At 71.8% G+C, this 17,841-nt stretch carries 17 protein-coding genes and 3 tRNA genes; 15 read left to right on the forward strand and 5 right to left on the reverse strand.

What is annotated here, in order from left to right:
- The first annotated feature begins 31 nt into the window (after positions 1–31).
- The 6 genes from ACODT5_RS41890 to ACODT5_RS41915 all read left to right on the forward strand — a co-directional run bounded on the left by ACODT5_RS41890 (position 32) and on the right by ACODT5_RS41915 (position 6,485).
- Positions 32–1,600, forward strand: a complete 1,569-nt coding sequence (locus ACODT5_RS41890; protein ID WP_422525196.1) for a complex I subunit 4 family protein — start codon at positions 32–34, stop codon at positions 1,598–1,600.
- Positions 1,597–3,207 carry an NADH-quinone oxidoreductase subunit N gene (locus ACODT5_RS41895; RefSeq protein WP_422524199.1) on the forward strand — a complete coding sequence of 537 codons (1,611 nt, stop codon included), beginning with the start codon at positions 1,597–1,599 and terminating at the stop codon, positions 3,205–3,207. The genes ACODT5_RS41890 and ACODT5_RS41895 overlap by 4 nt, the downstream gene beginning before the upstream one ends.
- A gap of 288 nt (positions 3,208–3,495) precedes the next feature.
- On the forward strand, positions 3,496–4,359 hold the full coding sequence (gene htpX / locus ACODT5_RS41900; RefSeq protein ID WP_422524200.1) for a zinc metalloprotease HtpX: 864 nt from the start codon (positions 3,496–3,498) through the stop codon (positions 4,357–4,359).
- Positions 4,356–4,748: a YccF domain-containing protein gene (locus ACODT5_RS41905; RefSeq protein WP_266880582.1), complete on the forward strand. Its 393-nt coding sequence runs from the start codon at positions 4,356–4,358 to the stop codon at positions 4,746–4,748. The genes htpX and ACODT5_RS41905 overlap by 4 nt, the downstream gene beginning before the upstream one ends.
- A gap of 100 nt (positions 4,749–4,848) precedes the next feature.
- A complete protein-coding gene (locus tag ACODT5_RS41910) occupies positions 4,849–5,892 on the forward strand; it encodes a glycosyltransferase family 2 protein (protein WP_422524201.1) in 1,044 nt (347 codons plus the stop codon).
- Positions 5,893–5,939: 47 nt separating this feature from the next.
- Positions 5,940–6,485 carry an SMI1/KNR4 family protein gene (locus ACODT5_RS41915; protein WP_422524202.1) on the forward strand — a complete coding sequence of 182 codons (546 nt, stop codon included), beginning with the start codon at positions 5,940–5,942 and terminating at the stop codon, positions 6,483–6,485.
- On the opposite strand, the gene ACODT5_RS41920 is transcribed toward ACODT5_RS41915, so the two are convergent.
- The 3 genes from ACODT5_RS41920 to ACODT5_RS41930 all read right to left on the reverse strand — a co-directional run bounded on the left by ACODT5_RS41920 (position 6,469) and on the right by ACODT5_RS41930 (position 9,966).
- Entirely contained in the window at positions 6,469–7,725 is a 1,257-nt protein-coding gene (locus ACODT5_RS41920) for an APC family permease (RefSeq protein ID WP_422525197.1), read from the reverse strand. The genes ACODT5_RS41915 and ACODT5_RS41920 overlap by 17 nt on opposite strands.
- Positions 7,726–7,752: 27 nt before the next feature.
- Positions 7,753–9,180 carry a SulP family inorganic anion transporter gene (locus ACODT5_RS41925; protein WP_422524203.1) on the reverse strand — a complete coding sequence of 476 codons (1,428 nt, stop codon included), beginning with the start codon at positions 9,178–9,180 and terminating at the stop codon, positions 7,753–7,755.
- Between the two features lie 297 nt (positions 9,181–9,477).
- Positions 9,478–9,966, reverse strand: a complete 489-nt coding sequence (locus tag ACODT5_RS41930) for a YajQ family cyclic di-GMP-binding protein (RefSeq protein ID WP_266905515.1) — start codon at positions 9,964–9,966, stop codon at positions 9,478–9,480.
- 198 nt (positions 9,967–10,164) lie between these two features.
- On the opposite strand from ACODT5_RS41930, the gene ACODT5_RS41935 reads away from it, so the two are divergent.
- Together ACODT5_RS41935 and ACODT5_RS41940 are read left to right on the forward strand one after the other, a co-directional pair.
- Positions 10,165–10,246: transfer RNA gene (locus ACODT5_RS41935), tRNA-Tyr, on the forward strand.
- Positions 10,247–10,425: 179 nt separating this feature from the next.
- Entirely contained in the window at positions 10,426–10,863 is a 438-nt protein-coding gene (locus ACODT5_RS41940; RefSeq protein ID WP_422524204.1) for a DUF3574 domain-containing protein, read from the forward strand.
- Between the two features lie 132 nt (positions 10,864–10,995).
- On the opposite strand, the gene ACODT5_RS41945 is transcribed toward ACODT5_RS41940, so the two are convergent.
- Together ACODT5_RS41945 and ACODT5_RS41950 are read right to left on the reverse strand one after the other, a co-directional pair.
- Positions 10,996–11,652 (reverse strand): SDR family oxidoreductase, encoded by a 657-nt coding sequence (locus ACODT5_RS41945; protein ID WP_422524205.1) that lies wholly within the window; start codon positions 11,650–11,652, stop codon positions 10,996–10,998.
- Between the two features lie 54 nt (positions 11,653–11,706).
- Positions 11,707–13,074: an amidohydrolase family protein gene (locus ACODT5_RS41950; protein WP_422524206.1), complete on the reverse strand. Its 1,368-nt coding sequence runs from the start codon at positions 13,072–13,074 to the stop codon at positions 11,707–11,709.
- A gap of 474 nt (positions 13,075–13,548) precedes the next feature.
- On the opposite strand from ACODT5_RS41950, the gene ACODT5_RS41955 reads away from it, so the two are divergent.
- The 7 genes from ACODT5_RS41955 to ACODT5_RS41985 all read left to right on the forward strand — a co-directional run bounded on the left by ACODT5_RS41955 (position 13,549) and on the right by ACODT5_RS41985 (position 17,387).
- Positions 13,549–13,621, forward strand: a tRNA-Thr gene (locus ACODT5_RS41955).
- 48 nt (positions 13,622–13,669) lie between these two features.
- A tRNA-Met gene (locus ACODT5_RS41960) sits at positions 13,670–13,742 on the forward strand.
- 89 nt (positions 13,743–13,831) lie between these two features.
- The gene (rpmG, locus tag ACODT5_RS41965; protein WP_003956487.1) at positions 13,832–13,996 is read left to right on the forward strand and encodes a 50S ribosomal protein L33; all 165 of its coding nucleotides are present in this window, start codon (positions 13,832–13,834) and stop codon (positions 13,994–13,996) included.
- A 122-nt stretch (positions 13,997–14,118) separates the two neighbouring features.
- Positions 14,119–14,610, forward strand: coding sequence for an FAS1-like dehydratase domain-containing protein (locus ACODT5_RS41970; RefSeq protein WP_422524207.1), 492 nt, complete (start codon positions 14,119–14,121; stop codon positions 14,608–14,610).
- A 1-nt stretch (position 14,611) separates the two neighbouring features.
- Complete coding sequence (locus tag ACODT5_RS41975) at positions 14,612–15,040, forward strand: MaoC family dehydratase (RefSeq protein WP_384658428.1); 429 nt, start codon at positions 14,612–14,614, stop codon at positions 15,038–15,040.
- 124 nt (positions 15,041–15,164) lie between these two features.
- Positions 15,165–15,725 (forward strand): TetR/AcrR family transcriptional regulator, encoded by a 561-nt coding sequence (locus ACODT5_RS41980; RefSeq protein WP_422524208.1) that lies wholly within the window; start codon positions 15,165–15,167, stop codon positions 15,723–15,725.
- 120 nt (positions 15,726–15,845) lie between these two features.
- Positions 15,846–17,387, forward strand: coding sequence for an MFS transporter (locus tag ACODT5_RS41985; RefSeq protein WP_422525198.1), 1,542 nt, complete (start codon positions 15,846–15,848; stop codon positions 17,385–17,387).
- Positions 17,388–17,841: the final 454 nt, after the last annotated feature.

The raw sequence follows: 17,841 nt of genomic DNA on the forward strand, positions 1-17,841 counted from the left end.
GTCAGCCGTGATTGATATCAGCCCGTCCGTGATGCAGTTCCTTCTGGCGTTCGTCGTGGCCGGACCCCTCGTCGGCGCGGTCGCCGCCCTCCTGCCGGCCCCGCCCGGACTGAAGGGCAAGAGCCCCGAACAGGCCGTACTGCGCCACGGCGTGACCGTGACCGGTGCCATCCTCGCCGCGGCGGTCGTCCTCGCCGTGGGCTTCGACCACGACGCCCCGTCCCGCTTCCAGGCGACGACGGACATCAGCTGGATCCAGGCGCTGAACGTCCGGATCCACCTCGGCATCGACGGCATCTCGCTCCCCCTCCTCCTGATGACCGCGCTGCTGTTCTTCCTCTGCGCGCTCTACAGCTACTTCAAGCTCCCCGCGGGCCCCTCCGCGAAGGCCTTCGTCGCCCTGCTCCTGGTCCTGGAGTCCGGCACCCTCGCCACCTTCGCCGTCCTCGACCTGCTGCTGTTCTTCCTCGCCTTCGAGATGGTCCTCATCCCGATGTACTTCCTCATCGCCCGCTGGGGCGGTGCTCAGCGGCAGGCGGCCGCCTGGAAGTTCATCCTCTACACCCTCCTCGGCTCCGTCGTCATGCTGCTCGGCCTGCTGCTGATCGGACTGAACAGCGGCACTTTCGACATGGTGGCACTCGCCTCTGACAACGGCCGCGAACTGTCCCACACCACCCAGGTCCTGGCCGTCCTGGCCATCGGGATCGGCCTCGCCGTGAAGACCCCGATGTGGCCGCTGCACAGCTGGCTGCCGGACGCCCACACGGCCGCCCCCACCGTCGGTTCCGTCCTCCTCGCGGGCGTCCTGCTGAAGATGGGCACCTACGGGTTCGTCCGGATCCTGCTGCCCGCCACCCCCGACGGCATGGCCACCTTCGCCCCGTACCTGGGCGCCTTCGCCGCCGTGGGCATCGTCTACGGATCCCTGGCCTGCCTCGCCCTCGCCCGCAAGGGCAACAAGGGCGACCTCAAGCGCCTCATCGCGTACTCCTCCGTCGGCCACATGGGCTTCGTGCTGCTCGGCATCGCATCCATGACCCCCACCGGCGTCAACGGCGCGCTCTTCGCCAACGTCGCCCACGGCCTGATCACCGGCCTCCTCTTCTTCCTGGTCGGCGCCCTCAAGGACCGCTACGGCACGGCCGACCTCGACACCCTCGCCGGAGCCACCGGAGCGGCCCTCTACGGCCGTGCCCCCCGCTTCGGCGCCCTCCTCGCCTTCGCCGCCATCGCCTCGCTGGGCCTCCCCGGCCTGGCCGGCTTCTGGGGCGAGATGCTGGCCCTCTTCGGCGCGTTCGACCCCGCCGAGGGCCTGTCCCGGCCCGCGTTCCTCACGTACATGTCCGTCGGCGCGTTCGGCACCCTGCTCACGGCCGCCTATCTTCTGATCGTCGTACGGCGGGTGTGCATGGGCGACCCGAAGGCCGCGCGCGAAAGCGCCGCCGCCCCCGTGGTCCTCGCGGACATCCAGCGCTACGAGTACGCCGCCTGGACCCCGCTCGTCGCCCTCACCCTCCTCGCCGGCCTGTGGCCCGCGGTCCTCCTCGGCCTCACCGACCCGGCCGTCCAGAAGCTCCTCGCCGGAGGGAACTCATGACGGTCCTCAGCCCCCTCACCAGCGGCCCCATCACCAGCAACGCCATCGCCGCCGCCGGCGGCCCCAGCATGGTCCAGTCCGTCGACTGGCTCGCCATCGCGCCGGTCGTCATCACCGCCGCCGTCGGCCTCCTCGTCCTGGTCGCCGACCTCTTCCTGCCGGAGCGCCGCAAGCCGCTGCTCGGCTGGATCTCCGTCGCCGGACTGGCCGCCGCGACCGCCACGCTGCTGCCGCTGCGCGCCGGCGACCGCACCACCTTCTGCCTCACCGGACCCGGTACGGCCGACCCCGCCGCGTGCAGCTACGCCGCCGACCACTTCGCGCTCGTCGTCCAGTTCCTCGTCCTGGGCGGCGCCCTGGTCACCGCCCTGCTGTCGGTCACGGCCGTCCGCGAGGCGCGCATGCCGGCCGGCGAGTACTGGTTCCTGCTGCTCTCCTCCGCCGCCGGCGCGGCCCTGCTGCCCGCCTCCCGCGACCTCGCCACCCTGATCGTGGCCCTCGAAGTCGCCTCGCTGCCCGCCTTCGCCCTCGTCGGCCTGCAGCGCGGCGACCGGCTCTCCTCCGAGGCCGCCCTCAAGTTCTTCCTGTCCTCGGTCACCGCCACCGCCGTGTCCCTGATGGGCGTCAGCTTCGTCTACGCCGCCACCGGCTCCCTGCACCTCACCCAGGTCGCCGACCGGCTCGAAAGCGTCCCCGGGCAGCTCGACACCCTCGCCATGGCCGGAGTCGCGCTCACCCTGGTCGGCTTCGCCTTCAAGACGGCCGCCGTCCCCTTCCACTTCTGGGTCCCGGACACCTACGTCGGCGCCCCGCTGCCCGTCGCCGGATACCTGTCGGTCATCGGCAAGGCCGTCGGCTTCACCGGGCTCATCCTCGTCACCGTGATCGCCTTCCCCGCGTACTCCGACGTCTGGGGCCCGGCCCTCGCCGTCCTCGCCGCCCTCACCATGACCCTCGGCAACGCGGCGGCCCTGCGCCAGTCCGCCGACCGTCCCGGCGGCGCCGTACGGCTGCTCGCCTGGTCCTCCGTCGGCCAGGCCGGCTACCTGCTGGTCCCGATCGCGGCCGCCGCCTACGCCGGCCGCGACCAGATCGGCTCCACCGTCGCCTACGCCCTCATGTACGCCGCCGTGAACCTCGGCGCCTTCGCCGTGGCCGCCCTGGTGGCCCGTACGAAGCCCCTGCACCGGCTCTCCGACTACCGGGGCCTGTACGCCGAGAGCCCGCTCGCCGCCCTCGCGATGGCGTTCTTCCTGCTCTGCCTGGCCGGTCTGCCGCCGGGCATCATCGGGCTCTTCGCGAAGGTCACCGTCTTCCGCTCGGCGGTCGACGCCGGGCTGGGCTGGCTCGCCGTGGTCATGGCCGTCAACGTCGTGATCGCGCTGTACTACTACCTGCGCTGGACCGCCCTGCTCTTCCGCGCCCCCGACAGGGACCCGGCGCGGGAAGGCGCACAAGGGGGCGCACAGGAGGGCGCGCAGCCCCGGACGGGGACCCCCTGGCCGGTCACGGCGGCCATCGTGCTCACCGCCGCCACCGCCCTGGTCCTCTCGGGCGCCCCGCAGCTCGTCCTGCGCTTCGCGACGGGCAGCCTCTTCCCGCTGTAGAGCCGGGCCGAAGCGCCGCGGGAGCACTGCGGGAGCGCTGCCGGAGCCCCCTCCGAGCCCTGCCGGAGCCGTGGCCTGCACCGCGCCCGTAACCCGTACGGCCTAATCTCCACCGCGCCCGCCGCGGCCCCGCCCCCCGGTCCACCGGGGCGGCGGGGCTCGGCGCGCCCGGGGAACCTGCCGCGCTCACCTCGCGTTGACCAGGAAGGAAGGGTCCACTGGACCGTAGGCCCTCCGATCCCCAGATCCTGGACGGGTCCCCCTGCCGCACCACTTGGAGGGCGCACCGTGCACCGCCGGCACAACGGACTGAAGACCGCCGTACTCCTCGGTGGTCTGTCGGCCCTCATCATCCTCATCGGCAGCTTCTTCGGCCGGGGCGGCCTGATCGTCGCCGTCTTCGTGGCCCTCGGCACCAACGCGTACGCGTACTGGAACAGCGACAAGCTGGCTCTACGCGCGATGCGTGCCCGCCCCGTCAGCGAGTTCGAGGCCCCCGAGCTCTACCGCATGGTGCGCGAGCTCTCCACCTCCGCGCGCCAGCCCATGCCCCGGCTCTACATCTCCCCGACGGAGGCCCCCAACGCCTTCGCCACCGGCCGCAACCCGCGCAACGCCGCGGTCTGCTGCACCGAGGGCATCCTGCGGATCCTCGACGAGCGCGAGCTGCGCGGGGTCCTCGGCCACGAGCTCAGCCACGTCTACAACCGCGACATCCTCATCTCGTCGGTCGCGGGCGCCCTCGCCTCCGTGATCATGTTCCTGGTCAACTTCGCCTGGCTGATCCCCATCGGCCGCTCCAACGACGACGAGGGCCCGGGCCTCTTCGGCATGCTGCTGATCATGATCCTCGGCCCGCTGGCGGCCTCCGTGATCCAGCTCGCCATCAGCCGCTCGCGCGAGTACGAGGCGGACGCCTCCGGGGCCCAGCTCACCGGGGACCCGCTCGCCCTCGCCAGCGCCCTGCGCAAGCTGGACGCGGGCACCAAGCAGCTCCCGCTGCCGGCCGAGCCGCGACTGGAGACCGCGAGCCACATGATGATCGCCAATCCCTTCCGTCCCGGCGAGGGATTGTCCAAGATGTTTTCCACGCACCCCCCGATGGCCGAGCGCATCGCCCGGCTCGAACAGATGGCAGGACGCAGCCGGTGAAGACCATCCTGAATCTCATTTGGCTCGTCCTCAGTGGCGTCTGGCTCTTCCTGGGCTACTGCCTGGCGGGCGTGATCCTCTGCATCACCATCATCGGAATCCCCTTCGGCATCGCCTCGTTCCGCATCGCGGTGTACGCCCTGTGGCCCTTCGGGTACACCGCCGTCGAGCGCCGTGACGCGGGCGCCGCGTCCTGCGTCGGGAACGTGCTGTGGCTGGTCCTCGCGGGCTGGTGGCTGGCCCTCGGCCACATCGTCACCGGCATCGCGCTGTGCCTCACGATCATCGGCATCCCGTTCGGCATCGCCAACTTCAAGATGGTCCCGCTGTCCCTGCTCCCGCTGGGCCGTGAGATCGTCCCCACGGACGCCCCGTTCGCCTCGCGCTGAGCCGCCGAGCCCGGATCAGGTGCATCCACTCGTATTAAAGTTCCGGGTTGCGGACGAGTGACGCGGACGAGCGGCACGCACGACGGGCAGGGAAGAACCGATGTCGACTGAGCCCTCTGAGCCTTCCGAGTTCTCCGAGCCCTCCGAGCTCCCCACGACCCTCTCGGTGGTCGTGCCGATGTACAACGAGGAGGATGCGCTGCCGGCCCTGGTCGGCAGGCTGCGCCCGGCTCTCGACTCCATGGCCGTCCGGTACGAGGTCGTCGCCGTCGACGACGGCAGCAAGGACCGCACCGCGGAACTGCTCACCGAGTTCCAGGCCAAATGGCCCGAGCTGCGGATCGTGCGGCTGCGCGGGAACTCCGGCCACCAGGCCGCCCTGACCGCCGGCCTGCACAGCGCCTCGGGCGCGTACGTGGCCAGCATCGACGCGGACCTCCAGGACCCGCCGGAGAAGATCCCGGAGATGCTCGACCTGGCCCGCGCGGACGGCCTCGACATCGTCTACGGGGTCCGGGCCGACCGCAGCACCGACACCGGGTTCAAGCGGCACACGGCCGGCGCGTACTACTGGCTGGTGCGCCGCCTCGTCGGCAAGCAGGTGCCCGCGCAGGCGGGCGACTTCCGGCTGCTGAGCCGCGCGGCGGTCGACGCGGTCAAGGCCATGCCCGACCAGCACCAGGTGTACCGCCTGCTCGTGCCCTGGCTCGGCTTCCCCAGCGGCCAGGTCACCTACCAGCGCGAGGAGCGGGTGGCGGGCGAGACCAAGTACCCGCTGAGCAAGATGCTCCGGCTCGGCGTCGACAGCGTCATCAACTTCTCCGCCGCCCCGCTGCGCCTGGCGACCTGGCTGGGGGTGGCCAGCTTCTTCGGCTGCCTGCTGATGGTGGGCGCCACCCTGGCGATCTACCTGGAGGGCAAGACCGTTCCCGGCTGGACCTCGCTGTTCATCGTGATGCTGTTCCTCGGCGGGGTGCAGCTGATCTGCGTCGGCCTGCTCGGCGAGTACATCGGCCGCATCTACACGGCGGTGCAGCGCCGGCCCACCTTCTTCGTCGGGTACGACTCGAACGCCGCCGCCGGGGCGCCGACCACGGAACGCCAAGCGGACCGAGATCCCCGTCGGCAGCGCCTGAACCCTTGAAATCCCAGGTCAGCGGGATTGTCAGTGGGGAGTGTCACTCTGTGTGCATGGATGACACCGAGCAGTTGCTGAAGCAAGTAGCCGGTCGTGCGCACGGCTCCCACCAGGGGCGGTACGGGGCCACCGGCGCCCCGCCCGCACCCCTTCCGGCGCCCCTGGCCGCCGAGGAGCTGCACCGGGCCGAGGCCGCCCTGGGCTTCGCCCTGCCGCCCCTCCTCGGGGCCCTCCACACCCGGGTCGCGGACGGCGGCTTCGGGCCCGAGTACGGCCTGCTGTCCCTGGAGCGCGCCGTCGCCGAATACACCGCGATGCGCGCGTCGGCCTGGCGCTGGCCCGAGGGCGTCCTGCCCATAGCCGACTTCGGCTGCGCCCTGCGCGCCTGCGTGGACTGCCGCTCGGAAACCGCCCAAGTCCTGCTGTTCGAACCGAACTCGGGTGATCCGGCCCTCGCCTGGTACCTCGAATCACCCGCGCTCGCCGACTGGCTGCACGGCTGGCTCGACGGCAGCGCCTGGTTCAGCGAGGAATCGGGCGCGGGGGAGGAGTGGGACCTGGAACTGACCCCCTGGGCGGACTTCAGAGCCCGGGTGTGAGCCTCCGGCGCACGCCGTAGGCCAGCGCGCCCAGCGCCAGCACAGAAGCCCCCGCGATCGTCGACGCGGCGGGCAGCGCGCAGGCCAGCACCACGCAGCCGGACAGCCCCACCGCTGCCACGGCCCGGTCCTTGACACCTGAATCGAGAGTCCACGCGGAGGCGTTCGCGATCGCGTAGTAGGCGAGCACGCCGAAGGACGAGAAGCCGATCGCGCCCCGCAGATCGGTGGTGGCCGCGAGCACCGCCACCACCGCGCCCACCGCCAGCTCGGCGTGGTGCGGCACCTGATGCCGTGGGTGTACGGCGGCCAGCGCGCGCGGCAGATGGCCGTCCCGGGCCATCGCCAGGGTGGTCCGCGACACCCCGAGTACGAGTGCCAGCAGCGAGCCCAGCGCCGCCAGAGCCGCGCCCACCCGGACGACGGGAGTCAGTCCGGGCCAGCCGGCCGCGCGCACGGCATCGGCCAGCGGAGCCGCCGACCGCCCCAGCCCGTCGGCTCCGAGCACCGACAGCGCCGCCACCGAGACCGCGGCGTAGACGAGCAGGGCGATCCCCAGGGCGAGGGGCACCGCTCGCGGGATCGTGCGCTCCGGGTCGCGCACCTCCTCGCCCAGGGTGGTGATCCGGGCGTAGCCCGCGAAGGCGAAGAACAGCAGCCCGGCGCCCTGGAGCAGCCCGGCTGCGGCCCAGTCCGAGCCGCCGAGACGGCCGGCGTCGGCCGCGCCGGAGGACAGGCACACCACGACGACCCCGGCCAGGACGGCCAGCACCACCGCCACGATCACCCGGGCGATCCGGGCGGACTTCTGCACCCCGCCGTAGCTCGCCGCGGTCAGTGCCACCACCGCGGCCACGGCCACCGCGTGCTGCTGCCCGGGCCACGCGTAGGCCCCGACCGTGAGGGCCATCGCCGCGCAGGAGGCCGTCTTGCCGACGACGAAGCCCCAGCCGGCCAGATATCCCCAGAAGGGCCCGAGCCGTTCGCGCCCGTACACGTAGGTGCCGCCCGAGGAGGGATACCGGGCGGCCAGCCGCGCCGAGGAGTGCGCGTTGCAGTACGCCACCAGTGCGGCGACCGCGAGCGCCGCGAGGAGCGCCCCGCCCGCCGCCCGGGCCGCCGGGGCCAGCGCGGCGAAGATCCCGGCGCCGATCATCGCTCCGAGCCCGACGACGACGGCGTCGAAGACACCCAGGGTGCGCTTCATCTCGTCCGGCAAGGCGTTGGCGTTGGAGTTCATGGCGGTCACGGCCGGAGGGTATCCGGGCTAGATGACGCCTTCCTTGCCGGGAACCGGCGTGCGGCTGCTCTCCCAGCCGTCCAGCGCGGTCAGGCAGGCGTGGTCGAGGTGGCGCAGACCGCTCAGGTCGAGGCGGACGGTGCCGCCGTGGGGGAGTGCGTCCAGCTCGTCGAGCAGTTTGGGCAGCCGCAGGAAGCTTGCGTTCCCCAGGATCCGCACGCGCAGTTCGTCGCCCTCCCACACCGGCTCGAGGTGGACGTGGGAGGTCTCCCAGGCCGCCTTGGCGACGGCGAGCCCCAGCCCGGCGAGCACCCCCTCGAAGAGGTTCGTGGCCACGATCGCCGAGGCCGTCGCCACCAGGACGACCGCCTCGCCCCGGTGCGACCGCCACAGGGCGGCCACCGCCCGCACCGGCAGCAGCTTCCAGCCGGCGTGCAGCAGCACCCCGGCGAGCGCGGCGAGCGGGACGGACTCCAGCAGTCCGGGGACGGCCACGGCGAACAGCAGCAGCCAGCCGCCGTGCAGGATCCGCGAGGCCCGAGTACGGGCGCCGGCCTCGACGTTGGCGGCGCTGCGGACGATGACGGCGGTCATCGGCAGTGCCCCGAGAAGCCCGCAGAAGGTGTTGCCGACGCCCTGGGCGACCAGTTCGCGGTCGTAGTCGGTCCGGTCCCCGTCGTGCATGCGGTCCACGGCCGCGGCGCTGAACAGCGTCTCGGCGGAGGCGATCAGCGCGAGCGCCACCACGGTCCCCGCGGCCCCCACGGAGGCCAGCACTCCGAAGTCCTCCCAGTCGGGCGGGGTCACGGCCGCCAGGACGCCCGTGACCCGGACCCGCTCCACGGGCAGCCGCAGCAGTACGGCCGCGGCGGTCGCGGCCGCGACCCCGACGAGCGCCCCCGGTACGAGCCGCAGCCGGTCGGGCAGCCGCCGCCAGGCCACCAGGACCGCTACGGTCCCGGCCCCCAGGGCCACGGCGGTCCAGTCGGCGCGCCCGCCGAGCTCCAGGGCACCGGCCAGCTTCTCCAGGGTCCGCGCCGGGGCCTCCACACCGGCCAGCGCGTACAGCTGACCGGCGATCAGCACGAGCCCGATGCCGGCCAGCATCCCGTGCACGACGGCCACGGAGATCGCCCGGAACCACCGCCCGAGCCGCAGCACGCCCATGCCCAGCTGCACCAGGCCGGCGGCCAGGACGAGGACGCCGAGCGCGGGCAGCCCGTAGGTCCGCACGGCCTCGTAGACGAGCACGGTGAGCCCGGCGGCCGGGCCGCTCACCTGGAGGGAACTGCCCCGGAACCAGCCGGTGACCAGCCCGCCCACCACCCCGGTGAGGATCCCGAGTTCGGCCGGCACCCCGGAGGCGACGGCCACTCCGACGCAGAGCGGTAGCGCGACCAGGGCGACCACCACGGACGCCCCGAAGTCTTCACGTAACGTGTCGGCCCCAGGCATGCGGGAACCCCCTGTCGAGGCGGTGACGGACACCCCTCACCCTGGTGGGCGCACTCCCCGCCGCCCAAGTGCACACGGAGGACGCCACGGGCGCGCACGCCGCTCACGCCCGGCACACACCCACCGAGCGCCGGTCCCGCGACACCGGCCGCGACGACGCCCGCGGTAGCCCGCCACAAAGGCACTTGCCGCACGTGGCACCTGCCGCGCGTACCCCCGCCGCAACGACCGCGGCCCGGCGGTCCTCGAAGGACCGCCGGGCCGGCGTGCGGGCTGAGCCGAGGCCCAAGCCGATGATCAGCGGTAGTTCACGTACTGGATCGCGAAGTCCAGGTCCTTGCCCTTGAGGAGGGCCTGGACTTCCTGGAGGTCGTCGCGGCTCTTGGAGCTGACGCGCAGCTCCTCACCCTGGACCTGGGCCTTGACGCCCTTGGGGCCCTCGTCACGGATGATCTTCGCGACCTTCTTGGCGTTCTCCTGGGAGATGCCCTCTTCGATCGTGGCGAAGATCTTGTACTCCTTGCCGGACAGCTGCGGCTCACCGGCGTCGAGCGCCTTGAGGGAGATCCCGCGCTTGACCAGCTTGGTCTCGAAGACGTCCAGGACGGCCTTGACGCGCTCCTCGGAGTTCGCCTCCATCAGGATCTTCTCGCCGGACCAGGCGATCGTGGCGCCGGTGCCCTTGAAGTCGTAGCGCTGCGAGAGCTCCTTGGCGGACTGGTTGAGGGCGTTGTCGACCTCCTGCCGCTCGACCTTCGAGACGATGTCGAAACTGGAGTCGGCCATGTGCTGTGGCTCCTTGAAGTCGGTAGTGACGGCCCCGAAGGGCGCGGCCGGACATCCCCGGACCGCTCCGCAAAGCCTAGCCACCGCGCCCACGTGCGGTGCTGATCAATCCGGTGGCGAAGCACCCCCGGTCATCGGGTATCGTTTACGTCGTTGCCAAGGAGCGCCGCCGCAAGGCGGAAAGACGGCAGCGATCATGGCGGTGTGCCCGAGTGGCCAAAGGGAGCAGACTGTAAATCTGCCGGCTCAGCCTACCCAGGTTCGAACCCTGGCGCCGCCACGCGAGTGAAACCCTCGCCCATTGCAGAAATGCGATGGGCGGGGGTTTTCTCGTTCTCCGGACGCCTCCGCCCTCACCCTTCCGGAGTCCGCCCGCGTCGAACGCCACCGGTACGAGCCGGGGTGCGGCCATCGGGCGGATCGGGCGTACCGATGCGGGGCCCCGGTCGTTCATCCGGCGTGAAATGGACTTCTGACGCGCGCGGAAAGGTCGGCGGCGGGGTGCTCCTCGCCCTGCTCGGAGCGGGGATCCCGGCCCTGGTCGGAGCGGCGCTGGACAGTGATGTGGGGCATCCCTACCAGGAGACCCGGCTCTACTTCGGCACCGAGCGGCCGAACGGCCGTCCACCGGTCGGGGAGCGGGAGTTCATGGGGTTCCTCGAACGGGAGATCACCCCCGCCTTCCCCGAGGGGCTGACCCTCCAGGACGGGCGCGGCCAGTGGCAGCGGAACGGGAAGATCATCCGTGAGATCTCGTACGAGGTGGTGCTGCTGTACCCGGAGCAGGAGGCCGACGAGCGCGGCGCGCGCATCGAGCGGATCCGGGAGGCGTACGAGAAGCGGTTCGAGCAGGATTCCGTCGGGCGCTCCGACGACCGGCTGACCGCCGACTTCTGACCGGTCGGCTGGTAGGCCGGTTGGCCGGCTGGCCGGCTGGCCGGCTGGCTGACCGGGCGACCGGGCGACCGGTGGTCCGTGGCCGGGTGTGCCCCGGCCGGCTTCCCGCCGGCCGGGGCACTGCGGGCCGTGCTAGTTGCCCGCCACGTCCTTGACCGCCACCGGGACCGGGGTCGAGCCCCCGATCAGCTCCAGGGTGAGCCCCGCGGTCGCCGGGGTCTCGAGCAGCTCGGCGAGCACCGCCGCCACGTCGTCGCGGGTGACCGGCCCGCGGCCCGTCCGAGCCTCCAGGCGGACCAGACCCGTACCCGCGTCGTCGATCAGCGAGCCCGGGCGCAGGATCGTCCACTCCAGGCCCAGACGGGTGCGGACGTGCTCGTCGGCCTCGCCCTTGGCGCGGAGGTAGGCGTCGAAGACCTCGTCGCCCTCACGGCGGGTGTCCGCGCCCATCGAAGAGACCATCAGGAAGCGGCGTACCCGGGCCCGTTCGGCGGCGTCCGCGAACAGCACCGCCGCGCCCCGGTCCACCGTGTCCTTGCGCCCGACCCCGCTGCCGGGCCCGGCACCCGCCGCGAACACCGCGGCGTCCGCACCCTGCAGGATGCCCGCCACGTGCTCGACCGACGCCGATTCCAGGTCGCACAGCACCGGTTCGGCGCCCGCCTCCCTGAGGTCGTCGCCCTGTGCCGGATCGCGGATGATGCCCGCGACCTCGTACCCGCGCGCGGCGAGCAGGCGCTCCAGCCGCAGCGCGATCTGACCGTGTCCACCCGCGATGACGATGCGCATGCCACGACCGTACGACGAGCCGGGCGCCCGCGCCCGGGAACATGCGGTGAACCCTCAGGGACCGGGCTCCATACGGCCCTGCCGGGGCAGGTCCAGAGCCACCGCGACGGCGGAGTCGCAGTACTCCCGTACGGCACTCGTCCGGGCTACCACCCGCCCGCGGTGGATCACGATCCGGCTGTACGCGAGGGACAGCACGCTCGCGATCCGCTCCCCCCGCACGGCGAGCAGCTCCGCCGGGAAGCCGGCCTCCACCCGCACCTCCGGCAGGCCCATCGCCTCACGGGCCGCGCCGGCGACCGAGTGGTAGGCCTCGGCGGCTCGGAGCCCGCCCTGGGAGGCCAGGAGGTACGCGGCTTCGAGCGGGTCTCCGCGTCCGACCGGGTTGCCCGCGTCGCGCAGGGCCCCGCTGCCGGCCGCGACACGGACCCCGGCGGCGCGCAGCAGCCGTACGGGGGCGGTGCGCAGGCCCCGGCGCTCCAGGGCCGCGCAGTCGCCCTGGGGGAGGCAGGTCACCCCCACGCCGGCGGCCGCCAGCTGGTCGGCGGCCCGGGTCGCCACGTCCAGCGGGAGCCGGGACAGACCGCCGCAGGGCCCGATGGAGACCCCGGGCCGCAGCCCGCCGGCCATGGCCGCGAGCCGGGACAGGCGGGCGGGGTCGTCTCCGTCGGTGTGCAGGTCGACGGGGCAGCCGTGCTCGGAGGCCAGCTCCAGTACGGCTTCGAGGAACCCGGTGGGGTCGGGGTCGAGGTCGGGGCAGCCGCCGATGACGGAGGCGCCCATCTTCACGGCGTCCCGCAGCATGGCCAGCCCGTCGGCCCCGGCCACCCCGGTCAGCAGCCGGGGTACGGCGACGGTGGTGAGATCGGTGAGCCCGCGCAGGGAGCGGCGGGCCTGGAGCACGGCCTCCAGGGGGCCGAGGCCGTGCACGTCGCCGATGCGCACGTGGGACCGGACGGCCGTGGCGCCGTGCCCGAGCTGGAGCAGGGCCGCCTCGGTGGCGCGGCGCTGCACCTCGTCGGGGGAGTAGGAGACGGGCCCCTCGCTGTCCGCGGTCAGGGCGGTGTCCCCGTGGGAGTGGGGCTCGGCGGGCGCGGGGAGCAGCAGGTAGCCGGTGAGGTCGACGCGGGCGCCCGAGGCGGCGGGCAGGCTGCCTGCCGTCCCGACGGCCTGGATCCGGCCGCCGCCGAGGCGGACGTCGACGGCGCGGCCGTCGGTGAGGCGGGCACCGGTGAGGAGCAGGGTGCCGGCCTCGGGGGCAGCCGGGCCCTGGCTGCTCTGGCCGCCCTGGGCGCCTTCGGGGCCGCGCCCCTGCCCCTGGCCATGCCCCTGGCCATGTCCTTGGCCATGACCCTGCCCCTGGCCGCTGCCGGGGCGGTTGCGCGGGGAGTGGGACGGCTGCTGCGGCGGGCTGTCGGACATCGCGCTCCTGCGGGGGCTCGGGCGGTTCCTGGGGCCGTGGCCGCGGCCCGCGGCCCAAGATCACGCAGCGTGCTCAGAGCCTAGGGGGCAGGGGTGCTCGCTTCGCGGAAGAGGGCAATAGTCGTACCGGTGCGTCTGGGTGGACCGCGATGTGGGCCGAGAGGCGAGCGCGCCCCCGGGGGCAGGAAACCGGAGCCGAACAGGCGAGGACTCCGCCGAGGGGCTCCACCGGAGGCTCCCCCGAAGGGCTCCGCCGAGGGGCGGGCGCGGCTTCGTGGTGACTCAGGGTGGGATTCGGGCGGTCGCGGCCCGCCACGGATGTGATGCCGGACACCTTTCGGGGCGAAACGTGCCCGAAGAGGGTCCTGAGGCGCTTCGCGCGCGGATCAAGAAAGGCGCCGGTGGTGCTCGGAGCCCAGGCCCCGCAAAGGATTTGGGCGATCGGCGGGCAACCGTGTAATGTCTTCCTCGCTCGCCCCAATAGCTCAGTCGGTAGAGCGTCTCCATGGTAAGGAGAAGGTCTGCGGTTCGATTCCGCATTGGGGCTCTGGTGAGAGAGGTTCCCCACCCTCGGGTGGGGGGCGGATCTCATCAAAGCGGCGTAGCTCAGTCGGTAGAGCAAGCGGCTCATAATCGCTGTGTCACCGGTTCAAATCCGGTCGCCGCTACACACAGTAGCCGATTGCGGGGTCGGTCTCCCGATCGGCTACTCTTTTATGCGTTCATCCGTCCCTAATGTCCGTCAAGGAGCACTCACGTGGCTGCCACCGACGTCCGCCCGAAGATCACGCTGGCCTGCGTGGAGTGCAAGGAGCGGAACTACATCACCAAGAAGAACCGGCGTAACAACCCGGACCGTCTTGAGATGAAGAAGCACTGCCCGCGTTGCAACTCGCACACCGCGCACCGCGAGACCCGCTAGTCCTTAGCGAAGTCTCGTTCAACAGGCACAGTCATGAGGTCGTCCCCTTCATTTAGGGGGCGGCCTTATGTCGTTTCGACAGATCGTTTTGACAGATCGTTTCAGCAAGGAGGTAGGGAGTCATGGCGCTCGACCAGTCCTTCGTGGGGCGGAGCTACCCGCCCACCGATCCGTACGAGGTCGGCCGGGAGAAGATCCGCGAATTCGCGGTCGCCGTGGGTGACGCCAATCCGGTGTACACGGATCCCGAGGCAGCCAAGGCGTTCGGTCACCAGGACGTGATCGCCCCGCCGACCTTTGTGTTTGCCATCACGTTCGCGGCGGCCGGCCTGGTCGTCGACGACCCGCAGCTGGGGCTGGACTACAGCCGCGTCGTGCACGGCGACCAGAAGTTCGCGTACTCCCGCCCCGTGCGGGCCGGTGACCGGCTGACCGTGATCTCGACCATCGAGTCCATCAAGTCGCTCGCGGGCAACGACGTCATCGACATCCGCGGTGAGGTCCACGACGAGTCCGGCGAGCACGTGGTGACCGCCTGGACGAAGCTCGTCTCCCGGGCGCCCGAGCCCGCCGCCGCTCCCGCCGCCGCCGGTTCCGCTCCCGAGGAGGCCTGAGATGGCTGCCCAGATCCAGTACGACGAAGTCGAGGTCGGCACCGAGCTGCCGGCGGCGTCCTTCCCCGTCACGCGGGCGACGCTGGTGCGGTACGCGGGTGCGTCGGGCGACTTCAACCCGATCCACTGGAACGAGAAGTTCGCCACCGAGGTCGGACTGCCCGACGTGATCGCCCACGGCATGTTCACCATGGCCGAGGCGATCCGCGTGGTGACCGACTGGGTGGGCGACCCGGGTGCGGTCGTCGAGTACGGGGTGCGGTTCACGAAGCCGGTCGTCGTTCCGAACGACGGCCAGGGCGCGCTGATCGAGGTCACGGCCAAGGTCGCGGCGAAGCTGGACGACAACCGGGTCCGGGTCGACCTGACGGCCATGAGCGCCGGGCAGAAGGTGCTGGGGATGTCGCGCGCGGTGGTCGCTCTCGCGTAGGGAACCCCCGGGTGTACTACCGACAAGGCTCTGGCCGTCGAGGAAACTCGCAGGTCAGAGCCTTTTTGGTGCCCGTTCCAGGTTTCGGGTTGTCAAGTTAGTGATTGAGTACTAACTTTGAAGCATGGCAAGGATGAGTGCGGAAGAGCGGCGCGAGAGCGTCATCCTGGCGGCGATGGGGGAGTTCGCCCGGGGTGGGTACTACGGGACCTCCACCGAGGCGATCGCCAAACGGGTCGGGGTGTCCCAGCCCTACCTGTTCCGCCTCTTCCCGAACAAGCAGGCCATCTTCCTGGCCGCCGCCGCGCGCTGCATGGAGGACATCCGGCGCGTCTTCGAGGAGGCCGCCAAGGACCTCCCGGTCGAAGGCGAGGAGGCGGTCGAGGTGCTCGGCGCGGCGTACATGAAGCTGATCGCCGATCAGCCCGAGAAGCTGCAGATGCAGCTCCAGACCTACGTGACCGTCGCCGCCGCCGAAGCTGCCGGGGAGCCGGAATTCGGTGAGATGGTGCGGGCCGCCTGGATGGAGCTGTGGGACACCGTCCACGTGCCGCTCGGGGCGGACGTGGACGCGACGTCCACCTTCCTGGCCTACGGAATGCTGATCAACACCCTGTCCGCCATGGGGTTCCCGCCCCAGCACCGCGTCTGGGACGGCTGCTATCCGGGCCTGCGGCCCCAGTAAGGCCGGCGGGGACCCGTGTGCCGACTGCGCCGAGTCCACCGGTCGGGGCTGCCACTCCGGCCGTGCGTGGGGCTCAGCTCTGCCCGTTGAAGTTAGTGATCAATAACTAGTTCTGGGGGAATCGTGCAAGACACCAAGCTTCGGGGGCCCGCGGTCTGGGCCCTCGTCATCACCGGGGCCGCCAGCTTCATGGCCGCGCTCGACAACCTCGTCGTCACCACGGCGCTCCCGTCCATCCGGGAGGACCTCGGCGGGAAGCTGGAGGACCTGGAATGGACGGTGAACGCGTACACGCTCACCTTCGCCGTCCTGCTCATGTTCGGCGCGGCCCTCGGTGACCGGTTCGGCCGCCGGCGGCTCTTCATCGCCGGTACGGCCGTGTTCACCGTCGCCTCCGCCGCCGCGGCCATGTCGCCCGGCATCAACGAGCTCATCGCCGCCCGAGCCGTCCAGGGAGTCGGCGCGGCGATCATGATGCCGCTCTCGCTCACGCTGCTGACCGTCGCCGTCCCCGCCGCCCGGCGCGGAATGGCCCTCGGCATCTACGGAGCCGTCACCGGCCTCGCCGTCGCGAGCGGCCCCCTCATCGGCGGCAGCCTCACCGAACACATCTCCTGGCAGTGGATCTTCTGGCTGAACGTCCCGATCGGGCTGGCGCTCATGCCGCTCTCCCGGATGCGGCTCGGTGAATCCACCGCCCCGCAGGCGAAGCTCGACCTCCCGGGCACCCTGCTCATCAGCGGCGGGCTCTTCGGCATCGTCTACGGGCTGGTCAACGCCAACGCGCACGGCTGGTCCAGCCTTTCCGTGCTCACCTCGCTGCTGGTGGGGGCCGCCCTCGTGGGCGGGTTCATCCACCACGGCTTCCGCAACGCCAATCCGGTGCTGCCCATGCGGCTCTTCCGCGACCGGGGCTTCTTCGGGATCAACATGGCGAGCCTGCTGATGTTCGTCGGGATGTTCGGCTCGATCTTCCTGCTGAGCCAGTTCCTCCAGGGCGTCCTCGGCTACTCGCCCACCGAAGCAGGGCTGCGCATGCTCCCCTGGACCGCGATGCCCATGATCGCCGCGCCGATCTCCGGGATCCTCTCCGACCGGATCGGCAGCCGCCCCGTCGTGGTCGCCGGGCTCGCCCTCCAGGCCATCGGCCTCGGCTGGTTCGCCGTGATCCTGGGCACCGACGTCTCCTACGCCTCCCAGCTCCCGGCACTGATCATCAGCGGCATCGGGATGGGCCTGTTCTTCGCCCCCGCCTCCAACGCCCTCATGTCCACCGTGGCCCCCGCCGACCAGGGCAAGGCCGCCGGCGCCAACAGCGCCCTGCGCGAAGTCGGCGGAGCCCTCGGCGTCGCCGTCCTCGCCTCCGTCTTCTCCGCCCAGGGCGGCTACGAGTCCGGGCAGACCTTCACGGACGGCACCGTCCCCGCCCTCTGGATCGGCGCCGCGGCCGTCGCGGTGGCGGCCGTCCTGGCGCTGCTGCTCCCCGGCCGGATCCAGGAGAAGGCCCGGGCCGCGGAGGCCCTGCCGACGGAGGACAGCCCGGCGGAGGACAGCCCGGCGGAGGACCGGCTGACGGAGGACCGGCTGACGGAGGACCTGCCGGCGGACGACCGGGGTGCGGCCCCGGCCGGCGGGCGCGCCCCCGAGAAAGTGGCCGTCTGAGCGGGTCCCGCTCGCCGGCCGGTGCCCGCGCGGCGGCCGGCGGGGGGACCGCAGCCGTCGCACCGCACGAAGTTCCGTACGACACGTCCGCGAGAGGAAGGCCCGTCATGCCCGACATCCCCTGGTCCACGCCCACCCGGCCCGCCCGGGACGCCGAGGTCTCCTTTGATCTTGGCCGGTGCTCCGCCATATACCGCGGGGATGGGGGCATCGTCGAATCGAAGGCGCGGAGCGCCGGGCTTCGCTAGAGTCATCAATGACCTCAGCGACAACCAAGCTGGAGTCGCTGAGGTGCAGCGTGAATTGAGCGAGTCCCGTACTTGCTCCGGCGGCCGGGAGGGTCGTCGCCGGACGGGCCTGACCTGTCAAACCCGCCAGGGCAACCTAGGGGGGAATCTCCCGGCTTCGGCCGGGAGAGAGCTCCAAGTGATGGCCTCCCGCTTCGAGACCGCGA

This window comes from Streptomyces tatrensis (assembly GCF_049310065.1).
Classification (GTDB): domain Bacteria; phylum Actinomycetota; class Actinomycetes; order Streptomycetales; family Streptomycetaceae; genus Streptomyces.